Below are 24,465 nucleotides of genomic sequence, written 5' to 3'. Positions count from 1 at the left end.
GCCCCTCAAGCCTGTGACTCGACAAAACCCGGTGGTAGCCTGACGACTCGGCGGCGGGTGGGGCCCCTTGTGGTGAACGCCGGTCGCCGCGCAATGGTCGATAGTTCAGACGGGGGCGGTCATGGACCTGGATTACGTGAATGATTTCTCACCACGCGAGCGCGAGGTTCTGCATCAAATAGCCGGCGGCTGCACCTACGAGCAGGTCGCCCGCCGCCTCGGAATAAGTGTCCACACGGTCAACACCTACCTCCGCCGAATTCGGGCCAAGGCACCCGCCGGCACCCACGCCGACCTGGTCCGGCTGAGCCTGCGGGTCAACGGCCAAGCGGGCAAAGGGCAGGCGGGCAACGACTGGATCGACAAGGCGGTCGCGTGATGGTCGGGCAGCCGACGGGCAACCCCACCGTCAGCGCCGCCGAGGCGCTGGCCTACTACGCCAACGGCTGGTACGCCGGCGGCGACACCCGCAAGCCACAGGCACCCCTCGCGTGGGAGAACCCCGAGGCCCGCTGCATCATCGACGTCCGGGGCAGCACCTGGACCCGCTACCTGCGCCGGGCCCGCCGGAAGGTCGAGGCCGGCGGCTTCGAACTGCGCTGGAACACCGCCTTCGACGAGGTGCTCGCCTCCTGCGCGGTGGGTCGCAAACCCGGCGAGGGCACCTGGATCGACTCCTCGATGTCCACGCTCTACCGGGAGCTGCACCACGTAGGCGCCGCCCACTCCGCCGAGGCCTGGCTGGACAACCGACTCGTCGGCGGCGTCGTCGGCATGGGCATCGGCCGCTGGCTCTCCATGGAGACCACTTTCCACTCCGCCCCCGACGCCGGACACGCCGCCGTCGCAGCCATGGCGGAACTGATGGACCGCCGCGGCTGTCTACTCGTCGACGTCCAGCAACTCCACTCCTTCACCCGCAAGTTGGGTGGCGTCGAGATACCCCGCGACAGCTACCTGCGACTGCTACGGGCCGCCCTCGACCCCACCCTCGCCCCACCCCCGCCGGCGGCCAGCTCCCCGACCCTTATCCACGACGCCCCACCAGGAGCTACTCCTGGCCGGCCGCCAGGGCATCACGGAGGACCTGCTCAATAGGAGATCAAGAGCGGACGTGTTCGGTCACGTCCGCTGGAGTGGCGTATCGACGGCCACTCGGTCATTCGCTAACACGCCATGCGGTGAGGGATGTTGGGGTCCTGTCGAAGCCGGTTTCTCCCTCGATGAGGTGAACGCAGCAGCGGCCGAGGATCTCGGGTCCCATGTAGCGGCGCCGTTCAGCCCACTCGGCACTCTGCTCGGCGAGCAACGCGCCCACGAGCCGGATGACGGCCGTACGGTCGGGGAAGATACCGACCACGTCGGTGCGGCGGCGGATCTCCTTGTTCAGCCGGACGAATCAGGGTGGTCGACGCCACCCGCTTGTCCACTCCGACTACCACCGCCATAGCGGTGTGCGAGCGGGCCCCGGCGTCCGGAGCCCGCTCGCCGATGGTCGCTGGTCAGGGCCGGCGCCGGCAGCTCCGCTTGGCGGTGACGCCGTTCGGGCTGGAGAGCACTATGCCGAAGCCCTCGTCATCGACGCTGTACATGGCCATGGTCTCGGTTGCGCCCGCCTTGCGCTGCAGTAGGAGGCCTCTGCGTTGCCGTCGACAGCGGCACGCTGCCACTGGATCTCGCACTCCTGCAGCTGTCCTCGGTCGCGCAGCAACAGGCCCAGCGCGTACGGGACGTCCTCGTACCCAAGATCCGCAGCGCGGTGCAGCAGGCCCTCAGACTTCGCCTGACCCCCTTGCTGGGACCGCAGGAGGGCGACGCGAAACAGTGCATCCGCGTTCCCGGAGTCGGCTAGTGGGCGCCATATGGACTCGGCGACGTCGTCTTCTCCGAACGCTGCCGCGAGCACTCCCACGAGGTACAGATGGAAGTCGTGCCGGATGTACCTACGGACGATGTCCCAGGTGTCCCGGTGGACAGGCTGCTCGCCCCGGGAGAAGTGCTCCACGAGGTAGTCGAAGGGTTTGCGACGGAGTCGATTCCCACCGGGTTGATCATTCCCGTCGCCCCGTAGTGGACCCGGGTCGCCCAGGTGAACGCATCTGCGGCCGGTTCCGGCCGTGCGCCCGGGGTTCCCTCCACGTAAGTGAGATGCAGCTCCTCGATGGCAATGAAGGGAATCTCCAGCAGACCCGCACGGTGCAGGTCAACTGCGGCCCTGACATAGGCGTATCCTCGCAGACTTCCGCCAGCCCGGCAGGCCCGGTTCATCTCGTCCAGCAGCGCCGGCCCTGCGCCCAGGTACTCAGCGATCCCGTAGTCGCCCCGGTGTCTCAGGGCCTCCTCCAACCCAAGGTCATCCACCTCCTCATGCCGGGTGGCATTGGGCCCGCCGGAGCGGCGGAGAAGTAGTTGTTCTGCGTCCCGAGACCTGTGTCGGTCCGTCGATGCGGTTGCCGTGCACATCGAAGGAGATGCGCTCGTTGTCAATTCCGGTGTCTCAGCCGTGGTTGTTCTGGACACCCTTCAGCTGGACCGGTCCGTGGAAGGTATTGTGGTGGACCTCCAGATGGTCCCGATCGCGAGCGGCACTTGCGCTCCGGGCCCGCTCGAAGTCAGCCAGGATGAGCCGCAGTTCGGCCGCCGCTGCTGGGGCCTCCAGGAGGGAAGAGTCGGAGACGGTCCCGCCATGCCTGTTCCACATGAGCCATGCGGTCGAGGTCACCTGCCGCGTCGGCGGCAGTCAGCGGTTACAGGCAAGAGGAGCCCGGAGTGACGGGTCCGTCTGTCGCACGAAGTCAAAAAGCGGTGCTGAACGGTGAGCTGCGCAAGGTGTACGAGGACAGCCGCATCACGGCGGCGAGCCTCCTGCGGAAACAGCTCGCCGCGAGGGAGGAAGTCGGAGTCTTTACTCGTTCTGCCATCGGGCTTGTCGGACACGCCGACGACTCGGTTGAACTCCCCAACCCCCTCGTCGGCGTGTCCGCCCTCAGCTTCTGCAGAAGCGCCCCTACTCGAGATCGTCGAAGAGCTCAACCTCGTAGATCCGCTGGGCCGTCGGACGGACCGGCCGCAGCCGGCCCGGGTGCGTCGTAGTAGCACCCTGCTGCGGCGCCGGTACCGGCTTCGGGCGGGGCTGGCGCTTCCGGCGGGGCGGGATCGTCGCCTTGGGCCGACGAGTGGTCGCCGGGCGCGTGCTGCGCTGCCGGCTCTTGCGCTGAGTCGTAGTCATAGTCGTCTCTTGAGTAGTTCGTTGGATACCGATGAGCCCGAGCCGCTTCACCGGATGGATTCCGGTCACCGGCCAGGATGACCGCGGCTCGATGGCGCACCGGGCGGCCACCATCGAGCTCGGGCCGATGACGCAGCAGCGTGGCAGATACCGCGGCAGACCATCAACTCTGAGGCGTTAACCGAACGTTAAAGGCCTCTCGGAGCCTCGTGCGATGCTGTCTCAGGCGAGGATGCCAGAGCCAATTCACGCTTCGACATTGGGGATTGACATGAAGTTCCGCCTGCTCGGACAGCTGGTCGCGCTAGAGAACGAACAATCGGTCATCATTCCGTCAGGAAAGACCCGTGAGCTCCTGGCCCTTCTGCTGCTGACCCCCGGCGAGCCAGTGTCCCATCGCAAGGTTTTTCGATTCCTATGGTCGGACGAGGACGTGAAACCCTCGAACATCCGGCAGTACTCCCTCAGATTGCGCCGCGCCGTAGGGCTGCAGGTAGGAAACAGCGGCGGCTTCTCCCATATCCAGGTCGACCCCGCCAGCGTCGACCTGGTCCGCTTCCGGAGCCAATACGCCAGCGCGCTCCACACGGGGAGTCCACAGCACCGGCGCAGCGCGTTGGTGGCCTCGCTGGCCGAATGGCGCGGAGCCACCCCGCTGGAAAGCCTGCCGGGTGAAGCCTTCGCCCAGCAGCGAACCCGGATCCTCCGCGAGCTGCACGACGCGTTCGCGGAGTGCGTGCGCACCGACTTGGAGTGCGCCGAGCCCCACATCGCGCTCGAGCGGGCCGACAGCGGGCTTGTGCACTGGCCCGACAGCGAGACCCTGCTCGGCCTCAAAGTCCAGTCGTTGGGTGCGCTGGGCCGCTACCACGAGATCGACCCGCTGCTCGCTGCCTGGAAGCGCCGGTTCAACCAGCCGATCGCCCACCTGCTGCTGGCAAGGACGAGCAAGGACGTCATCACCCCCCGCGTCACCTCCCCGGATCCGGCGCTCCCGGAGCGGCCGAACCAGCTGCCAGCCCAGCAGGAACGGCTGATCGGCCGCCGATCAGAGCTGAGTCTCCTCACCGACGTCGTGCTGGGCAGGGAGCCCACGACGGGGCGGATCGCTGCCGTGGCGGGCCTGGCGGGCGTCGGGAAGACCTTTCTCGCGGTGGCCGCGGCCCAGCAGCTCGCACCACACTTCCCGGACGGGATCCTGTACATCGACCTCAGGGGATTTTCCGTCATCGAGCCCGAGGAAGTCGCTTCCGTCCTCGCCCGGTTCCTGAACGACCTGCGGACGACCCCGGCCACCGTTAACCTCGACGGGCTGGTATCGGCTTACCGTTCCGCGCTGTCGGGCCGCCGAGTACTGGTCCTCCTGGACAACGCCAGAAACGAGGCGCAGGTCCGACCGCTGCTGCCCGGGCCGGGCCGAAGCGCCGCAATCGTCACCAGCCGTCGACGGTTGGAGGGGCTGGTCGTCAAGGAAGGTGTGAAGCTGATCGATCTCACGCCACTGGACCGCCCCGAGGCAGCCGAGTTGCTGGAAGCATCTCTGGGAGAGGAACGGATGGGCCTTGCCAGACCAATCGCAGGTTCCTTGCTCGACTACTGCTCCGGATTGCCGATCGCACTGCGCATCGTGTCTGCCCAGATCACCCGCCGTCGGCCCCGGGACCTGCCTGGGGTCGTCCGCAGACTGTTGGAGGAGAGTTCTGGGCTGCGCCCCCTCAACCTGCGTACCGATGAGTTGAACGTCGGCTCCCTGCTGGAGAACTCCTACCGACTCTTGCCTGCCCCTGCCGCCAAGCTGCTGTGGCAGCTCTCCGTGCATCCCGGCCCGACGATCAGCTGGCGTGCGGTTCAGGCACTGGGGCACGGCCGTGTCGCAGTCGACGGTTCGCTGGATGACCTGATCGATATGAGCCTGGTGACCGAACCGACCTTCGAGCGCTATGCGATGCACGACCTGGTGCGCATCTACGCTGCGCAGCTGGCCGAGCAGCAAGATCCTGGAGATCGCGATGAGAGCCTCTCGCGGGTACTGGAGTTCCTCCTGCAGAACGCATGGTCCTGTGATCGGGTGCTCGACCCGGACCGGCGGCTGCCGATCACCGCGGACGGCGAGTTCGGAACAGTCTCGCCCCCCGACCACGCGGCGGCGACGGCCTGGTTCGACGCCGAGTACGCCACCCTGACCGCTGCGCTCCGCCTCGCCGGGAAGCTCCGACTCGACCGGTACACCTGGCTCCTGGCACTCACGGTGCTGACCTACCAGTGGCGGTCCAACCGGTACCTGGACGCCCTCGGCCACCTCACCGACGCCCTCCCCGCAGCCGAACGGATCGCAAGCCCGGGAGACGTGGCCATGATTCGGCGCTTGCTCGCCGGAACCCACCGTGGACTCGGCGATCGTGTGCGGGCCATGGCGGAACTGCGCGGGGCGGTCCGCACCAGCCAGGACCACGGCGACCTGACGGGCACCACACTGGGCCGCTACAGCCTGGGTGTCCTGATGCACGAGGACGGCGACACCGACCAGGCGATGGTGGAACTCGGAGCCGCTCTGGCAGGCTTCGAAGCTCTGGACGACCGGCTCGGACAGGGAGCCGCGCTCGACGGGCTCGCCAACGTCCACCACCGGGCCGGCGACCGTTTCTCGGCCCTCGAGTACTGCCGCCGGTCATTGGCCCTGCTGAACGGCACTGCAGATCTCAATGGTCAGGCACACGGCTCGTTCACCATGGGCCGGATCCGGGCTGCGATCGGCGAGCACGACGCGGCCGCCGCCGCCTACCGCCACGCGCTCATGCTCTACAGCTCGATGGCGTACCCGAGCCGGGAGGCCCGGACGCTGGTCTGGCTGGCCGACTCGCTCAGCGCACTGGGCCGCGACCAGGACGCGGAACTGGCCGTCGAAGACGCCCGTGCGCTCCTGGCGAGGCTCGGCGAGGAAGACCTCGACGCCGCGGTGGAGCGTCAGCGGCAACTCTCGTGACCCTCCATCCCGGGCTCACCGGCCCGGCTCGACCAGCCGGAAGTACGTCGAGGGGTCGGGGCGGGGGGCCTTCGGGCCTCGAGAGGAGTCGAACGCCGGCAGCCAGGGGCGGAGGTAGCCGCGGACCTCCGAAACGCTGGGACGTTCGCGCGGGTCGACGGCGACCATGGCGAGGCCGAGGCTCCGCAGCTTTTCGGGCATATGCGCGTCGAGTCCGTTCGGGAAGGCCGGCTCCGTCCCGCGGGGCGGGCCGTCGACACTGCCGTAAGGAAGTTCCGAGGTCATCATCTCGAAGAGCAGGGCGCCGAGGGCGAAGACGTCGGACTTCGCAGTGGGCTCGGAGTTCAGCACGTACTGCTCGGGAGCGGCGTACTTGGGCGTCCCGCGGGGGTCGTAGTTCCGGGTCCCGTAATCCGTGGAATTTCCCACATCGAGGAGTCGAATCCGCCCGTCTGGTTGGATCATCGCATTGTTCGGTGTCACGTCCCGGTGGACGTAGTGCGCGTGCACCAGCGCCAGGGTGTCGCAGAGCTGGGCCACCACACAGGCCGCGTCGGTGGCGAGCACCGGCTGATGTCGGCCCATCCAGGATCGAAGGGTGGAACCGTCGATCAGTTCCATCACGATGTACCGGCGCTCGCCCCAACCGGAGTGCCAGCCGTCGTCCAGTACGCGGGGAATCCCGGGCACCGATTCCATGAACCGTAGCCGATCCAGTTCGTCCCCGAGAGGTTCGGCAAGTTCGGCGTACTCGGTCAGTGATTGACCGAAGCGTCGAAACTGTGCCTTGACAGCAACATCCCGGCGGTCGTATTCATCACGGGCGACGAAGAGTTCACCTTCGCCACCTTGGCCGAGTTCCCGCAGGATCCGATAGCGGTTGTTGAGGAGAGTGCCAGGAAGCAAGACGCGAACTCCAGGACCAGATCCGCCCGGTACTCGGGTTCGGAGAGCGATGAACGAGAAGTGGGGGACAGTATGACAGGAACCCGGCCACCCGAAGGCCTGATCGGACGAACTTCCGTGATCGACATCCGCTTGGGGATGTTCGGACCGGAACGCTATCGATGCCCGGCGTCAGATGCGCTCAAGGCTCGGGGAATGCGACCGGCTCGGCCGACCGCATGGAAGCCCGAGGCATTGGAAACATTCACCAACGGCCCGTTCATGGCCGCACTCGACCGGATCGAACTTCCGGACGACGAGACTGAGTCGAGCAGGCCCTCCAAACCCGCCCACGACGGGGTGCGCCAATGGACCCGACATGCCCTCCGGATGTACGAGACGGCGTTCGCCGGTAGCTCGGAACTCCGGCCGGCCCCGCGCCACTGGAGCTACCGGCACCGCGGCTCGCGAGGCGACGGGTCCCCGAACACGGAGTACCGGATCAGCGCCTGGGGGCGGTGCTTCGAATCGGTGGACGGCCGGCTGAGGGAGCTGCGGCTTCCGGTGAACCGCCTGCGGAAGCGCACGGACGCCGAGCGGGCGATCGCGGCCCTGGTCGCGGCGGAAGGCGATCCCGACGAGCGGCTGGAGCGCATCCGGGTGACGCAGTTCGCACTCTTGGACGGTCGGACCGAGAAGCTGTTCGACGGCACACGGGCAGAAGCCCTGGCCCTCTATCGGGAGAACGGCGCGCCCGCGATCCGAGGACTCTTGGACCGTCCGGAGTACCTGCCCGGGTCGGCCTGCGCGTCCTGCCGGGTGGCACCTGTGTGCCCTGCCCTGCCGCGGGCCCCGGGGCTGCTCGGGATAGCCGATCGCACCCGGCCGCGCCGGAGTTGGTCGCCGACCACGGGCCGCGGGCACAGCTCCTGCCCGGCGCGCGGCTACCTCCGCAGCCTGCGGCTCCCGGTGGACGACTCCGTCGAACGCAGTGCCGCGGCCGAGCGCGGGCGCGCCGTCCACGCCTTCCTCTCCGCTCGGCACGGCCAGGAAGAGCGGACGCCGTGCACTTCCGACGTACCCGCCGACTGGGTACCGGACGGCTACCGGCTACCGCAGTCCGAGCTCCTCCTCGGTACCCGCCTCCTGCGCCACCACGCCGAGGTGTGCCCGCTCCGCATCGCCGATCCGGAGTCCGACAGGACACCGGAACCCCTCCTGGTGTTCGATGATCCCGCAGCCGATCTGCTGGTGCTGACGGAGCCCGATCTGCTGTACCGCGAGGGCGGCTCATGGGTGTGGCGCGAGACCAAGACCTCCGGCAGCAGAAGGATGCCGCGCGACCTGCTCGCGGGCTACCCCCAGCTGGCACTGGCGGTACGGATCATCGCCAAGGGCCTGCTGGCCGCCGACCGGGTGGAGCTCGAACTGCTGCGCCCCGATGGTGTGGACCTCCGGAGCCTCGACCCGTTCGCGCCGGAGACCGCGGCGGCAGCCGAAGCAGTGCTGCGCAACCAGGTCGTCGGATGGCACCAGGAACGACTTTTCGAAGCAGTCCCGGGCGCGGAGTGCGGCAGCTGCGAGATGTCACGCTGGTGCTCGGCCCGCCGACCGCCGGAGCCTTCACGGGAGGCGGCGACGTGAGCCCAGACTTCGAACTGCTGGCGGCGGTAGCTCGCGGGGTGCTGGACCTGAGTGATGTGACCCGTCCGACAGCACTCCGACTCCCGTACCCAGCGAGCACTCAACTCGCCTTCGACCGCGTCGTGTTGGCATACCTCCGGCAGGACCAGCCGGCCCCCTTGAGCGTTCCCGATCTGCTGTCGCGCTGCCGGGACCGCCTCACGACGTGGCCGCTGGCCCTCCCACCCGACGTGCTGACCGATGACGCCCGGCTGATCGACCGCAGCTCGGCCGAGCCGACCCGCACCTGCGCCGAACTCGCCTCGTACGGTCGGCTCGGCAACGTGGAGCAAGGCGGAGCCCAGGTGGTCGCCGATCTCGCCGACGCTTGCGGGACCCCCGAGCGGTTCGCCGCCTGTCGGGACTTCCTGATCACGCATCCCGTCATCCTGCACCCTGACATCTCCAAGCTCATGCGTCCGACCACCATCCGCACCTGGCGGCTGGTCCGGGAGCTGTACGAGCCGGTGCCCGAGCACTTCTCGATCGACCGCGTGGTCTCCACCTGCGCCGAGTGCCGGCTGTTCGCCAAGCCGACAGAGGGCGACGGGACATGGTGCGAGGGAGGATGCACGAAGCGGCGCGGAGGGCTCGAAAGGGTGGAGGAGCCCAAGCATCCGATCGCCCTCCCCCGCGCGGTTCGACTCTTCCTCGCCCTCCCCGGCCACACCGAACTCGTTCTGCGCAAAAGGCTGTCCGACGGGCCCCGGCTGGTCCCAACGGAGACGGGCGGCCTTCGGCTCGTCCACGAGGGCGGGGCGGGCCGGACCGTCCGGGTCCTCGACCGCGAACAGCCAGCGCTGGCCGCCTTCAGGGCTGCCGAGTTGGCTGCCCTCGAAGACTCCCCGCTCGATGTCGTGATGCCTGACGCGGTCGTCGACCGACCGGGCTACCGAAAGGCCTTCGACCGCAACCTTCCCAACGGCGCCCAGGTGCGGCTCAGCTCCGTCAGCGAATTCACAGCTCCGTACCGGAGCGACCGATCCGGGAGGACTCGTGCGTAGCACCGCCAAAGCCCTGCACCAGGTGGTGCGGGAGCTCCGTTCGACCGGCTCGGAACTGCCGCGCCGCAAACTGGTCGACCTGTGCGAGATCGAACTGGGCCTGTTCCTCCAAGAGCAGCTCACCCCTGGTGCTCCGGCCTCGGAGGGCTGGACCCTGTTCAGCGGCTACCCGTTCGCCCGCGAGCGCGACGACATTACCGACCGGCAGGAGCGCATCCGTCGCACCGCTCGCTATGCCCTCTGGACCTGGGGGCGCCGACTCGCCTGGTCCGAGGCGTTGAAGGATTACCAGCAGCAAGACCGCCAGCTCAGGGCCTTCGACGTACCCGACCTGGACGCCCCCGCCATCCGTCGTCCGTCACTCTCGGTGGCGGAGGACCGTTGGGCCTCCTACGAGCGCCTGCTGGACCAAGCACCGCCGTTCACCGGCGAGCCGGCAGCCTTCGCCGGCCCCGGCCGGTACGCCTTTCCGATCGGTCGACACCTGACCACGGTGCTGTTGCCTGAGCACGCAGCTCCCACACCGCCGGGTCACGACCTCGGACGGCTGCCGGTCCACGAGGGGAGGCCGCTGACCTTCAAGTGGAAGAAACTGATGATCACGGCCGCGGCTATGGACGCCCGGAAGCCGGCCGGCTGGGCCGCCCGGCTGAAGGCGATCCGGCTGTCCACACGCCGCCGCCGGGGCTTCCGTCCCGCCCGCAGCTTCTCCGTTTCCGGCATCGAGCACCTGCTGGGGATCGTCGGCGCCGGCAAGAGCACGCTGCGGGACGTTCTGACCGTGCACCTCGCCAAGCAGGGCCGGAACGTGACGGTGGTGGTCGGTGACGTCGCGGAGCAGCTCAAACTGGTCGAGCTCTACAACACCCACGTTCCCGGTTCCGCCGCACCCGTCCTCGGCGCGACGGGCCGCCAGCAGCACGCCGAACGGCTCCACCGCAGGATCGCAGGACGCGGCGAGCCCAACCTGCTCGCCCATCTGGACTCCAACTTCCAGTACCTGAGCACCTCCTGTGCGTTGAACGCGCTGCGCCACGCCGACGGCCACTCCGCCGACGACCTGCTGGGCTTCGGCGAGGCACCGTGCACCAGGCTCCAACCACCCAAGAAGCGCGAGAAGGACCCCGACGACCCGTGGACCTCGTACCGAACGGCCTGTCCGTTCTGGTCCCAGTGCCCGCGCCACCACGGGCCACGATCCCTGGTCGACGCGACGGTCTGGGTCTCCACCCCGCCCAGCCTGGTGGATTCCCGTGTCCCACACCCGCAGAACCCGGAGCGCATCCGCTACCTCGAACTCGCCTGCCGACGCAGCGATCTGGTGATCGTCGACGAGGTGGACCGGGTGCAGATACAACTTGACCGCATGTTCGCACCTGCCATTCCGCTGCTCGGCGGTGGCCCTGACACCCGCTCGTTCCTCGACGAGGTCAATCAGCACCGCATCCGGGAGCTGGCCAACGCCGGACGGGTGCAACTGTCCGATCGCGACGTGGAGAACTGGTCGGCGGCAGTGAACACCACCCAGGCGGCCGCCGATCGACTGGTGGCGATGCTGGTCCGCGACTTCGACCTGCGCACATGGGTCCGAACCGGCTACTTCAGCGCCGGAACGCTCCAACTGCGCCTGCTGGAGGAACGGTTCCCCCTCCCGGAGGACCACGACGGCCAGGCCGGTCCCACCGTCGAGCACCCGCACCGGGAACCGCGGAAGCACCTGATGGAACTCCTGGACGCCTTCCGGGACAACCCGTTCGGCGACCGGCGTCCACCCAAGGACGACACCCTGCCACTTCTCGGGTTGCTCGGCGAACTGCTCCACACCAACTACCGCGAGCACACCCGTGCCCGGCTGCGGGACGTGGTGTGCGACCTCTTCGACCTCGCCCCGCTCCTGGGGGAGGAACAGAAGAACCAGGACCGGTACCACAAGCTCAGAGCCCTGGTGAACGGGGACCGGGACACGTCGGCCGGGCAGCAGGAGAGTGCCGTCAAGCACACGAAACGACGCCGGCGCCCTTCCCTGCCCGAGGACTCGGACGACTGGCTGGAGGCCCTGCTCGACCGGTTCGAGTTCACCCTGCTGCTCAGTGCCCTGGAACCCAAGCTCGCGCTGATCAACACCATGTGGCCGCGGGTCGCAGACGCACTCAGCCTCGGTTTCAACGAGATGTACCGTCGTCCCCTCGACTACGCCCCGATGGTCCCCGAGTCCCCGATGGGCAATGTGATCGGGTTCCAGTTCATCCTGGAGGGACGGGACGAGGGCGGTGTCCGAACGGGCGAGCTCCGCTTCTTCCGCTGCAGCGGAGTGGGCCGGGAACTGCTGCGAGCCATGCCGGACCTACCGACGGTAGACGGTCGGCCCAGGACCAATGTCCTGCTGATGTCAGGCAGCAGTTGGGCCGACAAGTCCAGCCGTTACCACGTTCCGGTACCGATCGGCACGCTGATCGAACCCGACCCTGCGGAACTGGAACGGATCGCCCGCCAGAGCGAGTTCCGTTTCGAGTTCGTCCGGGAGGCCTGCGACTGCGCGACACGATGCACCTGCGACACTCCCCGCGAGGCCCTGCGGCTGTCCGGAGTGCCGATCGACCGGCGCGAAGACGTGTTGCGCCGGATGGCCACCGAACTCGGCCGCAACGACCGCGGCCAAGGACGGCTCCTGCGGGAACTACACCGGCTACCGGAACCCCGTCGGCATATCCTGCTCCTGGTCGGCAGTTACGACGAAGCCGCGCTGGTGGCAGACACGCTGCACACTCTCAACGACCGTTGGCGTGGCAAGGTCCGTCGGCTGGTGTCCGACGACGACCCGGACGCCGCTGCCCGTCCACTGGACGACGAGCACCACGCTCCGGTGCTGCGCCGGGGCGATGTCGAGACGCTCGCCGCCACGGACGCCGAGATCCTGGTGGCGCCACTGCTCGCGGTGGAGCGTGGGCACAACATCCTCGCCATCGGCAGCAAGGAGGCCGCGATCGGCTCGGTTTACTTCCTGGCCCGGCCCAACCCCCGCCCTGACGACCTCGGCCTCGCGGTGCACGCGATCAACGACTGGACCGTCCGGCTCATGGACGGCACAGAATTCTCCGATCTGGTGCGCGGCGCACCCACGCTCGGTCTGGGCGCGCGCAAGTTCCGCGACGCCGCCCGGTCCAAGTGGTTCCACGTCCTCGCCAGGAGCATGGCCTGGAGCCACCTCGGCGAGGAGGACCGTACCCAGGTCACCTGGGACATGCTGGTGCTGATCTGGCAGGTCATCGGCCGATCCGTCCGGGGTGCCGTTCCCACCCGGGTCGCCTTTGTCGATGCGGCGTTCGCCCCCCGCCTCGCGGCTGCCGGCCCGGCCGGGCCCACCGATACACCGCAAACGAGCCTGCTGCACAGCATCCGCGCCGTGCTCACCCCCTACTTCGGCCCGGACAGCACCGCACCGAAGGCCGAGCGCCGCATCGTCCAGGCCCTCTATCGGCCGCTGTGGACCGCACTCGACCGCTGCCTGACCGAGACCACTGAAGAACGAGGCCCCGCGTGTACCCACTGATCCACCACACCGCCTACGAGCCCGATCCCGACCACGGGCCGTGGTTCGAGCAGTTCCGTGTCATGCACTTCCCCGAGGAGTGGCGTACCGAATTCCTGGGCCTCTACCAGCGCCGGTGGCGCCGCCGGGACCAGCCCCCAGGCCTGCCGATCCGCAGGCTCAATGCCCTTCTGAGGGCCACCGCGCCCGGTGTGATGGCGACCGGCCGGGGAGCGGGATCCAGCTCCGAGGTACCGTGGTTCTACGCCACCGAGGACCAGCCGGCCGAGTTGGTGGCCCCACTGCTGGCGTCCTGGGTGATGACCTTGCCCCCTGGCACGGACAAGGATCCGGTCCGGGCCGCCGGACACGAGGCCGCACTGGACCGGGCGCTCGCCCTGATCGACGATGAAACCCCTGGCTGGCGCCACGAGTCCGTCGACCTCACCGCCACGGAACTCTCCGCAGGCGGCACCGCCGAACCCGACCGACGGCTCTACCACCTGCTCCCGGAGCGGATCGGCGCGCTGCTCGCGGCCCGGCCGCTGCTGATGGACGGCATCGAACTGCGTTTCCGTCAGGTCACCCGGGATCAAGGGGTGGAGCTGGTCAGCTGGCCACCGCGCACCTACACCAAGTACAAGCGCACCTGGTACTACTCGGCGCTGGTGACGGTCACCGTGCAGACCGTGCCCTTCACCGATCGCTTCCGGGTACACGTCTCGTACGGCGTGCGGCGCTGGGCCACCGGTTCTCCGGTGAAACTGCAGAACGGCAGCGGGGCAACCGTCCTACTCGACGCACCGATGCCCTGGTCCGAGACTTCCGAGCCGCGCCACCGGCTCGCCGTCAACTCGATCTTCCTCGACCGGACCCTCGGCACACCCGTGTGGAGCAGGCAGAGCCTGGTCGACCTCTTGCCGGAGCTGGACATCCAGCACGTGTACCCGAAGCCCGCCGAGCTGACCGCCGAGGCGGCCGGCTGGCTGGCCGGCCGTGGCGGAATAGCCGCCGGCATCCTCCACGACACCGCCTTCGGCAAGCACGGGGTCGGCGCCGGCCTGATGCCGCTGGAGCGCATGCTCCTCGACCGGTGGGTCGAGGAGGGCGTCCGCCCGTTCCTGCGCCGGATTCCGGCCCTCGAACGAGTGCACCGTCGGTCGAACCCCAGACTGCTCGCCGCCTCCCACACCAAGGATCCGGGAAAGCTCGCCGAACGCTCCCGGCGGCGCGTCGACGCCCGGCGCGCCGCCATCCGCGCGGTACTCGACGGACAACCGCTGTCCGTCGACGTGCTCTGGCAGACCGAGGAGACCCGGGACGGACTCGTCGCGGCACTGCGCCAGTGGCTCGACCTCCCGCCTGCCGTCCCCGATGCGGACGGCACGTACGAGTGGCACGCCGACGGGTTGCTCGTGGTGCTCCGTGCCCGTCCGCTGAAGTTCCTCGGCAGTGCCCTCCGGCTGGTCCGGGAGACCGGCCTCTCACGTGCCCAGGCGGTGGCGACGGCCGTTCGGGAGCGCGCGGCCCGGATGACCGCCAGGCTCGGCACGCACCAGGAGACAGTCGGGATCGCATTCGTGGAAATCCTCGGACGCGACCGTTTCCCCGTTACCGAGACCGACCCCAAGTCGGCACTGCGTCTCGGGTGCGCTGGAGCCGGGCGGGTGAGTCAGTTCATCGTCGTCCCGGAGGACGCCGACGGCCCGCTGCTCGAGAGGGCCGGCTCGGCCGTCGCGGACGGAATACGCCAACTCGGTGCGATGGTCCCTCCTGAACAGAAGCTCGACGAAGCCCTGACCGACGACATGCAGTACCTGGCGCTCTGGCACGTCCGCCATCAGGCTGGCGGCTCCACCCGGCAGGCCGGCCGCCGCCTCGTCGCACTCCGCATCCGCCCGCGCGACACGGTGCACCCGGTCCGGGGCTGGGACGAGGCCAAGAAGAGCTGGGTCCCGTACGCCCGACTGCTGCTCACCATCGCCGCCTCCGGCGCCGCTCCGGTTCACCAAAAGGAAGCGGACCAGGCTGGCACAACTGCAGTGGAAGCCCGCTACGAGGCTGAACGGCAGATCAGGTCACTGCTGTACCAGGTCCGGGACCGCCCCACCCTGTTGCTCGCCAACAGCGGCAACCTGCGCAAGGTCTGGCCCGGCCTGAACAATGGCCAACTGGTCAAGGACAGCCTGGTCTTCCACGGAGAACAACCCGCCCGGCTCTCGCTGTTCGGCGCCGACCTGCGCGTGGTCCTGCTCCGGGACGCCAACAGTCGTGAGGAGACCGCCGAGTGGTACGCCCCAGGGGCCCAGGAGGACGACACCCCAGGGGTGTCCATCGGACTGTGGGCGCCCCGGGGGGCCGATCCGGACAACCGGGTCTTCACCAGCACGGTCGGGAAGCCGCCGACCGCCGGAACGGTCCGTACCGACCTGCGCAAGCTCGTCCCGACCACGCGCTGGCCACACGCCCCCGCCGCCACCGCCTGGAACCCACAGGCACTCGAACTCACCGTGCTCGGCTGCCTCTCCGTACAGGCGCTGGCGCAGGCCCGCCGAACCGACTGGCCTGCGGACCGGCCCGCGCTGCTGGCCGCTGCCGTGCACCAGTTGCGCCTCCACGACGAGTATCATCCGCTCTCCCGGCCGCTGCCGCTCCACCTCGCCAAGCTGGCCGAGCAATACCTCCTGCCTCTCGCCGCAGAGGCACCGTCGACGGCCGAGGCGGCAACCAGCGACGACGTCGAAGCCAGTAGTCCGTCAGTGGAGCAATAGCACCCGTAGGTCCGTCGCCGTCCCTGCTTCTGGGCAACCGCCCTGCGAGCATCCGGAAGCAGGGGCCGCGCTTGCCTTGATGCGTGCGATCTGGGGGAGGCCAACCGAACGCTCATGATGAGCAGCGGAGGTTCGGCGTCTGGTCAGCGGATGATTGGAATCGACCGGCACAACTACCCTCACCGGATGAATCCGGCACAGGTTCCCCTTCCTGCGCCGCCTGGCACCCATCGGATGAACCTCAAGAGGCGTAAGGATCGCGAAGGGGCCGCGGTTCCCGTACGCCTCGAACGATGGGTTCGGGAAGGTCCGAGCCTGCAGTGCAGTAGCGGCCCTGCGCCTCGCCTTGGGCTGCAAGCGAGCCGGCGCGGACGAGTTCGCGGATGTCGCGTTGGGCCTGCTGTTCGCTGAGTTCGGCGTCGGCCTGGTAGGTGGCGCGGCGTAGGTGGTTGCCCATGGCCGCGGGATCGAGGGCGTAGAGCGTGCGGTCGGGCCAACCACGTTGTTCGATGGCTTCGTCGAGGGCGGTCCAGACCTCGCGGGTGGTGTTCACCTGGCGCTCGACGCTCTGGGCCTGCTGGCGGTGGGCGCGCAGGGCAGAACCGGATCCAGGGCAGGGTGTCGCGGTCGGGTCCAGACGAGGCCACCGACCTCGGCGAGAATGTCGTATTAGCGGTAGGTGTTGCGGGCTCGGCCGATCCATTCCTTGATGCCGGAGAACTCCGGCGCCATGCTCCCTTCGCGAGCCAGGACCAGGGTGTGCAGGGCACGATCCACCTGCGGTCCGACGGCAACGGGCGGATGTCCCGCGCTCTCGCGCTTCACCTTGAGATCGAAGAGCAATCCGCACGCCAGCTACCGGAGCAACGGGTGGCGACGCACTCGCGGCCAAACCTGGGGACCATTTTGGGACCACCCGGGACCAAAGAACGAGCCCCAAAAACCAGCAAGAGCGGGCACCTGGTTTCCCAAGTACCCGCTTTCACAAGCGACATCACTGTCGGGACGACAGGATTTGAACCTGCGACCCCTTGACCCCCAGTCAAGTGCGCTACCAAGCTGCGCCACGTCCCGTGGTCTCGGTGCCTTGCGGTGGGGCCTGGGGGGCCTTGCCGGTTGGCTTCTCGACCTTGTCTCCGGTTGTTGTCCCGGCGACGTGGAAAACAATACAGCACGTCGGGGGGTGCTCGCTGCCAGGTTTCGGGGGTGGGGCGGGGAGGGGGTCAGGGGGTGGGGCGGCGGGCGTCGTAGGTGAGGAAGGCGGGGCGGCGGGCGGCGAGGAGGAGGACGCAGGCGACGCAGGCGAGGCCGCCGGTGATGACGGAGGTGGCGGGGTTGGTGAGGGCGGAGACGGCGCCGGATTCGAAGTCGCCGAGGCGGGGGCCGCCGGCCACGACGACGATGAAGATGCCCTGGAGGCGGCCGCGCATCTCGTCGGGGGCGGCGACCTGCATCATCGTGTTGCGGAAGATCATGCTGACGGTGTCCGCGCAGCCGGCCACGGCGAGCAGGAGGAGGCCGAGCCAGAGGTTGTGGAGGGCGCCGAAGGCGGCGATGGCGAGGCCCCAGGCGGAGACGGCGGCGAGGATCGCGACGCCCTGGCGGTGGACCCGCCCGACCCAGCCGGAGAAGAGAGCGCCGATCAGGGCGCCGACGGCCGGGGCGGAGACGAGCAGGCCGACGGTGCGGGCGTCGCCGGCGTAGAAGGTGACGGCGATCGCCGGGAAGAGGGCCCGGGGCATGCCGAAGATCATCGCGGCGAGGTCGGCGAGGAAGCTGGTGCGCAGGTTGGGCTGATCGCGCAGGAAGCGCAGGCCGTCGAGGACGGAGGCGCGGCCCTTGCGCTCGCCCTCCGGCCGCATGGCGGGCAGGCGCCACACGGCGTACAGGGTGCCGGCGAAGGCGACGGTGTCGACGAGGTAGGCGGCCTGGGCGCCGAAGGCGCCGATCAGGACGCCGCCGAGCATCGGGCCGACGGTGAGGCCGAGGTTCATGCTGACGGTGTTCAGCGCGTTCGCGGCCGGGAGCTGGTGGGCGGGGACGAGCCGGGGGATCATCGCCGAGCGGGCGGGCGAGCTGATCGCGAAGAACCCGGCCTGGAGGGCGACGGCGGCGTAGAGGAAGGCCACCAGATGGAAGCCCGCCAGGGCCTGGGCGGCGAGCAGGGCGGAGACCACGGCCAGGCCGGCCGAGCCGATCAGGCCCAGCTTGCGGCGGTCGACGGTGTCGGCGATCGCGCCGCCGTACAGGCCGAAGGCGACCAGCGGGACGAGCGAGAACAGGCCCACCAGGCCGGTGGCGAAGGCGGAGCCGGTCAGGTCGTAGACCTGGACGGAGACGGCCACCGCGGTCATCTGCTGGCCTATGGAGGACACGGCCTGCCCGGACCAGACCCGGCGGTAGTCGGCGTTCTCGCGCAGGGGGCTGAGGTCGGCGAAGGCCCGTCGGTACCAGGGCACCTGCACCGGTACCGCCGGAGCAGCGGTGGTGGCAGGAGCAGCCGTGGCAGCAGGAACGGCGTCGGCAGGAACGGCGTCGGCGGCAGGGGCGGCGGCGGTCGGGGTATCAGGGGGTTGGTTGGTGGTCACAACAGTCCATGGTTGCCCCGGCCTCCGCCGCAGCCGACACCGGGGCCCCTGTACGCCCGCCCGCACTACCTGGTGAGCACCTGCTTCTCCCCCGCCTCCACGGCGAAGTCCAGCCGGTTGCCCGGCGGCGGGAACGGGCAGATGAAGTGGTCGGCGAAGGCGCAGGGCGGCAGGTAGGCCCGGTTGAGGTCGAGGACCGTCCGGCCCTCGTCGTCCGGCGCCGGCAGGGTGATGAAGCGGAAGCGGTAGGTGTCGATGCCGCTGGTGGCGTCGGCGATGACGCCGGTGAGGTTGTGGCCCGAGCGGCCGACGGTCAGGGTGCGGTGCTCGCCGGCGACGGTGAACTCGATCCGCCCGGTGACCGCAAGCGGCCGGTCCTTGCCGTCCGCGTTCGGGACGAGCACCGACTGCCCCTCCTCCTCGAACGGGGTGTAGACGGCGGGGACGGCCCACTCGGGCGCGTACGGGTAGGCGGCGATGCCCGCGAAGCCGGTGCGGGTCGGCGCGGCCGGGTCGAAGACCCGCAGGGCGAGCTCGCCCTCCCGCTCGATCGGGACGAGCAGCAGGTCGCCCAGGGTGGCGGTGCCGGCGGCCGGGTCGGTGTCCGGGCGGAGCAGTACCTCGCCGTCGATCGGCCCGTCGGCGCCGTCGACGGTGATGCCGTCGCCGGCGGCGGCCCGTACCCGGACGCCCTCGGTGTCGGCCCACCAGAGGCCGGGCAGGCCCGGGACCTCGGCCGGCTCGGGCTCCAGCCAGTGCGTGCCGGTGAGTGCGAGCTGTCCGTGCAGCGCGCTCACCGACGCCGCCCGCCCGTCACTCCAGTGCTTCCAGTCCTCCGCGGCCGTCGCCGTCATCGGTCAACCCTCCCGTTCCGGTCCGCGGACGGCCCGCTGTTCGGGCCGTCCGTATCGGTCATCCTGCACAACACCGCCCGCCGGTGCGGATCATTCCCGGCTTCCGGCAAGCCGCCGGACCCGTAAGGAGACTGCAATGCCGCGGCAACAGAGGGCGGCCGGGAGCCCGGTCCTCCGACGACCGTCACCACCACCGCCACGACAAGCGCCACCGCCACGACGAGCGCCACCACCAGCGGTCAGCCCTTCAACGGCCGGAACAGCCCCTCCTGCACCACCGACACCACCAGCTGCCCGCTCCGGTCGTAGATCTGCCCGCGGGCCAGGCCGCGCGCGCCGTGGGCGATCGGGGACTCCTGCTGGTAGAGCAGCCAGTCGTCGGTCCGGAACGGCCGGTGGAACCACATCGCGTGGTCGAGCGAGGCCATGTCGAAGTGCCGGGTGCCCCAGAGCGGCTCGACGGGGGCTCGGACGGCGTCCAGCAGCGTCATGTCGCTGGCGTAGGTGAGGGCGCAGACGTGGATCAGCGGATCGTCCGGCAGCGGGCCGTTGGTGCGCAGCCACACACCGCTGCGCGCCTCGACGTCGACCAGGTCCTCCTTGTTCCAGCGCAGCCGCTCGACGTAGCGGATGTCGAAGGGCTGGCGACGGCTGATGAACGGGGGGAGCTCGCCGAGCCGGGAGCCGACCTCGTCCAGGGCGCTGGGCAGGCCTTCGGGGGCCGGGACCTCCGGCATCGGGTACTGGTGCTCGATGCTGCCCTCCTCCGGTCTGTGGAAGTCGGCGGTGAGCGAGAAGATCGACCGGCCGCCCTGGATGGCGAGCACCCGGCGGGTGCTGAACGAGCGGCCGTCGCGGATCCGGTCGACCTGGTACACGATCGGCACGCCGGGCACCCCGGGGCGCAGGAAGTACGCGTGCAGCGAGTGGACGGGGCGCGCGTCGTCGATCGTGCGCCCCGCCGCGACCAGTGCCTGCCCGGCGACCTGGCCGCCGAAGGTGCGCTGCAGGGCCTCCTCGGGGCTGCGCCCGCGGAAGATGTTCAGTTCGATCTGCTCCAGGTCGAGCAGATCGACGAGGTCGTCGACGGGGGTACCCATGCGCGCGCTCCCTCTCGTAATGGTGTTCGGTTCTCCAGCTCACTCGAATTGTCCGGCGACCCGGGGCATTCCCGCTCACCGACCCCCACCCACCGATTCACTCGAACGAGTAAGCGAACCGCCCGGGCTACGTCGCCAGCCCCGACTGCCGCACCGTGATGTTCAGCCGCCCGGCCAGCTCCAGCCCCGAGCCCGGATCCGCCGTCCCCGGCAGCGTCCGCACCACCCCGTGGTACGCGAACCGGGCCGGCCCGCCGAACACCAGCAGGTCCCCGCTGCGCAGCTCCAGGTCCGTCCACGGCCTGGTCCGGGTCTCCGTGTTGCCGAGCCGGAAGACGCAGGTGTCGCCGAGCGAGAGCGAGACCACCGGCGCGTCCGCGCGCTCGTCGCGGTCCTGGTGGAGGCCCATCTTCGCGCCGTGGGGGTAGTGGTTGACGATCGCGGTGTCGGGCTCGTAGTCCGCCGCGCCCGCGATCCCGCCGACCGCTCCGCCGTACGCGTCCGCCACCGCCCGCCGGGCGAGGTCCCCCAGCAGGGGCGGGAACGGCTTGACGGGGGTGCCGTCCTCGGCGGTCCGCGCGTACCCGTAGGGGTACCAGTGCCAGCCGAGGCTCACCATCCGCACCGACATGAGCCCGCCGGTGGGCATCCGCACGCTGTGCAGCCCGGCCGGCGGGCGGGCCCACTCCCGACAGGCCGCGACCAGCCGCTGCTGCGCGGCACGGTCCAGCCAGCCGGGCAGCAGCACGGCGCCGGGAGCCGGTTCGGACCGCTCCCGGACGGCCTGCTCGCCGGACGGCTCCCCGAACAGCTCACCCTGGATCACCCCACCATCCTCCCGCAGCCCCCACCCCGGCACGAGCCGCTCCCCGGCCACCGGACTCCGACTACGGCTCCGACGACGGCTCCAGCTCCGGCTCCGATGTCGACCCCGACCCCGACCCCGGCCCCGGCCCCGATGTCGGACCCGCCCCCGGCCCAGGCCCGATCATCCCCAGCTCCCGCGCACAGGTCGGCCACGCCTCCCACCCCTGCTGCCGCAGGATCTCCTCCCCGACGGTGGTCTGCTCCCGCCGGCTCCCGTGGTCGGGCCGGTCGGCGAGGCGCAGCCCGCCCGCCTCCGCCCAGGTGGTCGGCCGGATCTGCAGACCTCCGTAGAAGCCGTTGCCGGTGTCCGCGTGCCAGTCGCCGCCGCTCTCGCAGTCGGCGAGCTCGTCCCAGACGAGGTCCGCGACCCGCGTCGCCGCACCGGCCCGTACGTCGCCCGCGACCACGGCCAGCACCACCGCCACGGCGGCGCCCGCCCGGATCACGACCCGGGCTGTCCGACCATCACACCGCCCCGGCCACCCCTGCCCCGGCCCCTGCCCCGGCCCCCGTCCGCACCCGCACCCGCACCCGCACCGGACCTCGACCCCGCACGACACGGCACCCCCGCACGACACGTCAGACGAATGCGGCACAGCAGCCGACCCTAGGGAGCCCGGACCTCACCCCACCCCGCCACGCCGGGAACGCCGACGGCCGCTCCCCCGCGTGGCGGAGGAGCGGCCGTGACGAACAACCGGGCACCCAGAGACGACCGGAGGCGACCAGAGGTCAGCTCAGCAAGCTTCAGGGCCTCAGATGCTCAGGGTCTGACCCGGGAAGATCAGGTCGGGGTTGCCACCGACGACCTTGGCGTTGTTCTTGTACAGGTCGTGCCAGTCCAGGCCCTGCGCGGCGGCGATGGAGCTCAGGGTGTCACCGGACTTGACGGTGTAGTTGCCCTTGGCCGGCTTGGCGTCGTTGGAGGTGTTCCAGGACTTGGCACCGTTCGAGGACTTCGCGGCGTCCTTCTTCGACGGGGCGTCGGTCTTCGGCGCGGCGTCGGCCTTGGGCGCGGCGGCCTTCGGGGCCACGTCGGCCTTCGGCGCGGCCGCGGCCTTCGGGGTGGCCGTCTTCGGCGCGGGGGTCTGCGCCGGCTTGGCGGCGGAGGTGCCGGCCGAGGTGTCGACGGCGGCCGGGGCGCCGCCCTTGGTGAGGCCCGCCTTGACGGAGCACACCGGCCAGGCGCCGGGGCCCTGCGAGGCGAGGACCTTCTCGGCGACGGAGATCTGCTGCGTCTTGGTGGCCTGGTTGGCCTGCGCGGCGTAGGCGGTGCCGCCGAAGGCGGCCCAGGTGCTGGAGGTGAACTGCAGACCGCCGTAGAAACCGTTGCCGGTGTTGATGGCCCAGTTGCCGCCGCTCTCGCACTGGGCGACGGAGTCCCAGGTGGAGACGGGGGCGGCGGAGGCCGAGGTGGCCGTGACGAGGCCGGCCACCGGCAGGGCCGCGACAGCGGCGCCCGCCACGACGGCCATCCGAACGCGGTTGCGCTTGGTGGCGGCGGTGGTGGTGGCAGCGGCGTTCTCGTTACGGAAGGTCATGGGGTTCCTCTCGACAGCCCCGGGCGGGCATGCGGAACCAGACCCTGGGGAGGGTCGCGTTTCGCTTGCCGCGTCCGTCGGACGGCCGTGCACGTGTCGGACGTGCCTCTGCCGCCCTGGCCACCCAGCCGCTCGCCGGCGACCTGTTCGAGCGATCGCGTCGGCGGGCACCTGCCGCGCCCGGCCGGAGCCGGGGAGCGGTGCGTCGGGGGTGAACCCGGGTGGCGCTCGTTGCGCCGCCAAGAAAGCTAGGGGTCGGTCGGCGGGGAAACCAAAACACCACCGGTCTTCCCAGCTCAGCAAAGGGTTACCGGCGGTAATGGCCACACATTCTTGCCCGAAATGTCCGCTTTGGCCATCGATTCCTAGATCAAACATCAAGTCGGCGTGACTCACCTCACCGTTTCATTCCGGCAGTCCTGGCACCGACATCGACAGATTGCGACCACGAGAACACGCGGCGCGGTCGGATCCGGGGCAATTCCCGTCAGCCTCACCGGGCACCCGTGACGCCTGACACAAGGGCCCGTTGGGCATGGCGACCTCCCCATGCCCCGCCCCATGCCCGCCCCGTGCCCCGCCCCGGGCCCGCCCCCGTGCCCGCCCTTGACCCACCCGCACCCATCCGAGGAGAACCCGTGCCGCGCATGCTCGACGTCAGCGACGAGGTCCGGTCCGAGATCGGCGACGACGAGGCCGACCGCCTGCTCGGCGGCGACCGCGCCCCCGACAGCTACGAATGCACCTCCTGCCGCACCCCCGGCGACACCCACGTGGAGCCCACCAGCACCGTGCTGTTCGTCGGCGACGAGACGGCGGTCCTGGCCTTCGCCCACGCCCGGTGCATCCCCTCCCAGGTGGTGCCGGTCGCCGAGGAGCAGCTGGTCGGCGCCGTCCGCAGCATCAACCAGTCGCAGCCCGCCGCGCCCGGCCTCACCGTCCCGGCCCCGGACCTCACCGCGCCCTCCCCGGACCTCGCCCTCCCCGCGCCGGCCGCCCCCCAGCCGCCCGCCCCCGGCCAGGCCGCCATCCTCGGCATCACCTGCGGGCTCGTCCTGCACGGCAAGGTCGGCCACGCCTCCCTCGTGGTCGAGCCCACCGGCCCGGTCGGCCGGCCCGGCAGCACCACCGGCGAGGACGAGTTCCTCGACCTGCTCCAGGACGCGGGCTTCCAGCCGGTCACCGACCTCGACGAGACCCCGGAGCAGCTGCCCGGCTGGTCGGTCCTGGTCGCCATGGGCAAGCTGCACGCGATCCTCCAGCCCGCCGCGGCCGGCGGCAGCACCGGCTGGTGGCAGGCCCACCAGCCGCTCCAGGTCACCGACGCCTGGCGGATGGCCGCCAGCCAGCTCTCCGAGGTGACCATGTACGCCGTCCCGGCCGGGATGGTCGGCCGCCAGCCCCGCGAGGACCTGCTGCGCCAGGCGCTGG

17 protein-coding genes, 1 tRNA gene and 1 pseudogene are annotated in these 24,465 nt (G+C 70.0%); 8 read left to right on the top strand and 11 right to left on the bottom strand.

Annotated features, from left to right (window positions below; translation table 11 throughout):
- Positions 1-121 precede the first annotated feature (121 nt).
- Together ACFXPX_RS03310 and ACFXPX_RS03305 are read left to right on the top strand one after the other, a co-directional pair.
- Positions 122-379 carry a helix-turn-helix transcriptional regulator gene (locus tag ACFXPX_RS03310; protein WP_380586592.1) on the top strand — a complete coding sequence of 86 codons (258 nt, stop codon included), beginning with the start codon at positions 122-124 and terminating at the stop codon, positions 377-379.
- Positions 379-1,098 carry a hypothetical protein gene (locus ACFXPX_RS03305; protein WP_380586589.1) on the top strand — a complete coding sequence of 240 codons (720 nt, stop codon included), beginning with the start codon at positions 379-381 and terminating at the stop codon, positions 1,096-1,098. Before ACFXPX_RS03310 ends, ACFXPX_RS03305 begins: the two co-directional genes overlap by 1 nt.
- Before the next feature lie 61 nt (positions 1,099-1,159).
- Here ACFXPX_RS03305 and ACFXPX_RS03300 read toward each other — a convergent pair.
- Positions 1,160-1,393, bottom strand: a pseudogene (locus ACFXPX_RS03300) (transposase); the annotation flags it as partial.
- A 2,107-nt stretch (positions 1,394-3,500) separates the two neighbouring features.
- Between ACFXPX_RS03300 and ACFXPX_RS03295 the strand changes: the two are divergent.
- Positions 3,501-6,212 (top strand): NB-ARC domain-containing protein, encoded by a 2,712-nt coding sequence (locus tag ACFXPX_RS03295; protein WP_380586586.1) that lies wholly within the window; start codon positions 3,501-3,503, stop codon positions 6,210-6,212.
- 15 nt (positions 6,213-6,227) lie between these two features.
- Here ACFXPX_RS03295 and ACFXPX_RS03290 read toward each other — a convergent pair whose 3' ends face one another.
- Complete coding sequence (locus ACFXPX_RS03290; RefSeq protein ID WP_380586583.1) at positions 6,228-7,118, bottom strand: serine/threonine-protein kinase; 891 nt, start codon at positions 7,116-7,118, stop codon at positions 6,228-6,230.
- A 117-nt stretch (positions 7,119-7,235) separates the two neighbouring features.
- Here ACFXPX_RS03290 and ACFXPX_RS03285 point away from each other — a divergent pair, with 117 nt between their 5' ends.
- Genes ACFXPX_RS03285 through ACFXPX_RS03270 form a run of 4 tightly spaced genes read left to right on the top strand, consistent with a single transcriptional unit; the run spans position 7,236 to position 16,084 of the window.
- Positions 7,236-8,741: a PD-(D/E)XK nuclease family protein gene (locus tag ACFXPX_RS03285; protein ID WP_380639453.1), complete on the top strand. Its 1,506-nt coding sequence runs from the start codon at positions 7,236-7,238 to the stop codon at positions 8,739-8,741.
- Positions 8,624-9,784, top strand: coding sequence for a hypothetical protein (locus ACFXPX_RS03280; RefSeq protein WP_380639451.1), 1,161 nt, complete (start codon positions 8,624-8,626; stop codon positions 9,782-9,784). The genes ACFXPX_RS03285 and ACFXPX_RS03280 overlap by 118 nt, the downstream gene beginning before the upstream one ends.
- Positions 9,777-13,334: a hypothetical protein gene (locus tag ACFXPX_RS03275; RefSeq protein ID WP_380639449.1), complete on the top strand. Its 3,558-nt coding sequence runs from the start codon at positions 9,777-9,779 to the stop codon at positions 13,332-13,334. Before ACFXPX_RS03280 ends, ACFXPX_RS03275 begins: the two co-directional genes overlap by 8 nt.
- The gene (locus ACFXPX_RS03270; RefSeq protein ID WP_380586572.1) at positions 13,322-16,084 is read left to right on the top strand and encodes a pPIWI_RE module domain-containing protein; all 2,763 of its coding nucleotides are present in this window, start codon (positions 13,322-13,324) and stop codon (positions 16,082-16,084) included. The genes ACFXPX_RS03275 and ACFXPX_RS03270 overlap by 13 nt, the downstream gene beginning before the upstream one ends.
- 241 nt (positions 16,085-16,325) lie before the next feature.
- Here the strand turns inward: ACFXPX_RS03270 and ACFXPX_RS03265 are convergent, their stop codons facing one another.
- The 9 genes from ACFXPX_RS03265 to ACFXPX_RS03225 all read right to left on the bottom strand — a co-directional run bounded on the left by ACFXPX_RS03265 (position 16,326) and on the right by ACFXPX_RS03225 (position 23,034).
- Entirely contained in the window at positions 16,326-16,637 is a 312-nt protein-coding gene (locus ACFXPX_RS03265) for a hypothetical protein (protein WP_380586569.1), read from the bottom strand.
- A 116-nt stretch (positions 16,638-16,753) separates the two neighbouring features.
- Positions 16,754-16,909 (bottom strand): hypothetical protein, encoded by a 156-nt coding sequence (locus ACFXPX_RS03260; RefSeq protein WP_380639447.1) that lies wholly within the window; start codon positions 16,907-16,909, stop codon positions 16,754-16,756.
- Positions 16,910-17,084: 175 nt separating this feature from the next.
- Positions 17,085-17,158 (bottom strand) — tRNA-Pro (locus ACFXPX_RS03255).
- Positions 17,159-17,307: 149 nt separating this feature from the next.
- Positions 17,308-18,672, bottom strand: coding sequence for an MFS transporter (locus ACFXPX_RS03250; protein ID WP_380639445.1), 1,365 nt, complete (start codon positions 18,670-18,672; stop codon positions 17,308-17,310).
- A gap of 65 nt (positions 18,673-18,737) precedes the next feature.
- Complete coding sequence (locus tag ACFXPX_RS03245; protein WP_380586566.1) at positions 18,738-19,526, bottom strand: DUF1684 domain-containing protein; 789 nt, start codon at positions 19,524-19,526, stop codon at positions 18,738-18,740.
- 239 nt (positions 19,527-19,765) lie between these two features.
- Positions 19,766-20,626 (bottom strand): acyl-CoA thioesterase, encoded by an 861-nt coding sequence (locus tag ACFXPX_RS03240; RefSeq protein WP_375887124.1) that lies wholly within the window; start codon positions 20,624-20,626, stop codon positions 19,766-19,768.
- Between the two features lie 127 nt (positions 20,627-20,753).
- Positions 20,754-21,449: an alpha-ketoglutarate-dependent dioxygenase AlkB gene (locus tag ACFXPX_RS03235; protein WP_375887354.1), complete on the bottom strand. Its 696-nt coding sequence runs from the start codon at positions 21,447-21,449 to the stop codon at positions 20,754-20,756.
- Positions 21,450-21,513: 64 nt separating this feature from the next.
- Positions 21,514-21,939 carry a transglycosylase family protein gene (locus ACFXPX_RS03230; protein WP_380639443.1) on the bottom strand — a complete coding sequence of 142 codons (426 nt, stop codon included), beginning with the start codon at positions 21,937-21,939 and terminating at the stop codon, positions 21,514-21,516.
- Between the two features lie 309 nt (positions 21,940-22,248).
- Positions 22,249-23,034: a transglycosylase family protein gene (locus ACFXPX_RS03225; RefSeq protein WP_380639441.1), complete on the bottom strand. Its 786-nt coding sequence runs from the start codon at positions 23,032-23,034 to the stop codon at positions 22,249-22,251.
- A 638-nt stretch (positions 23,035-23,672) separates the two neighbouring features.
- Here ACFXPX_RS03225 and ACFXPX_RS03220 point away from each other — a divergent pair.
- The coding region (locus ACFXPX_RS03220; RefSeq protein ID WP_380639439.1) for a hypothetical protein at positions 23,673-24,465 on the top strand (793 nt) is incomplete at its 3' end.

This window comes from Kitasatospora sp. NPDC059146 (assembly GCF_042786665.1).
GTDB lineage: Bacteria > Actinomycetota > Actinomycetes > Streptomycetales > Streptomycetaceae > Kitasatospora.
Note: the sequence above shows the minus strand (reverse complement) of the source record. Positions and strands in the feature narration are given on the sequence as shown.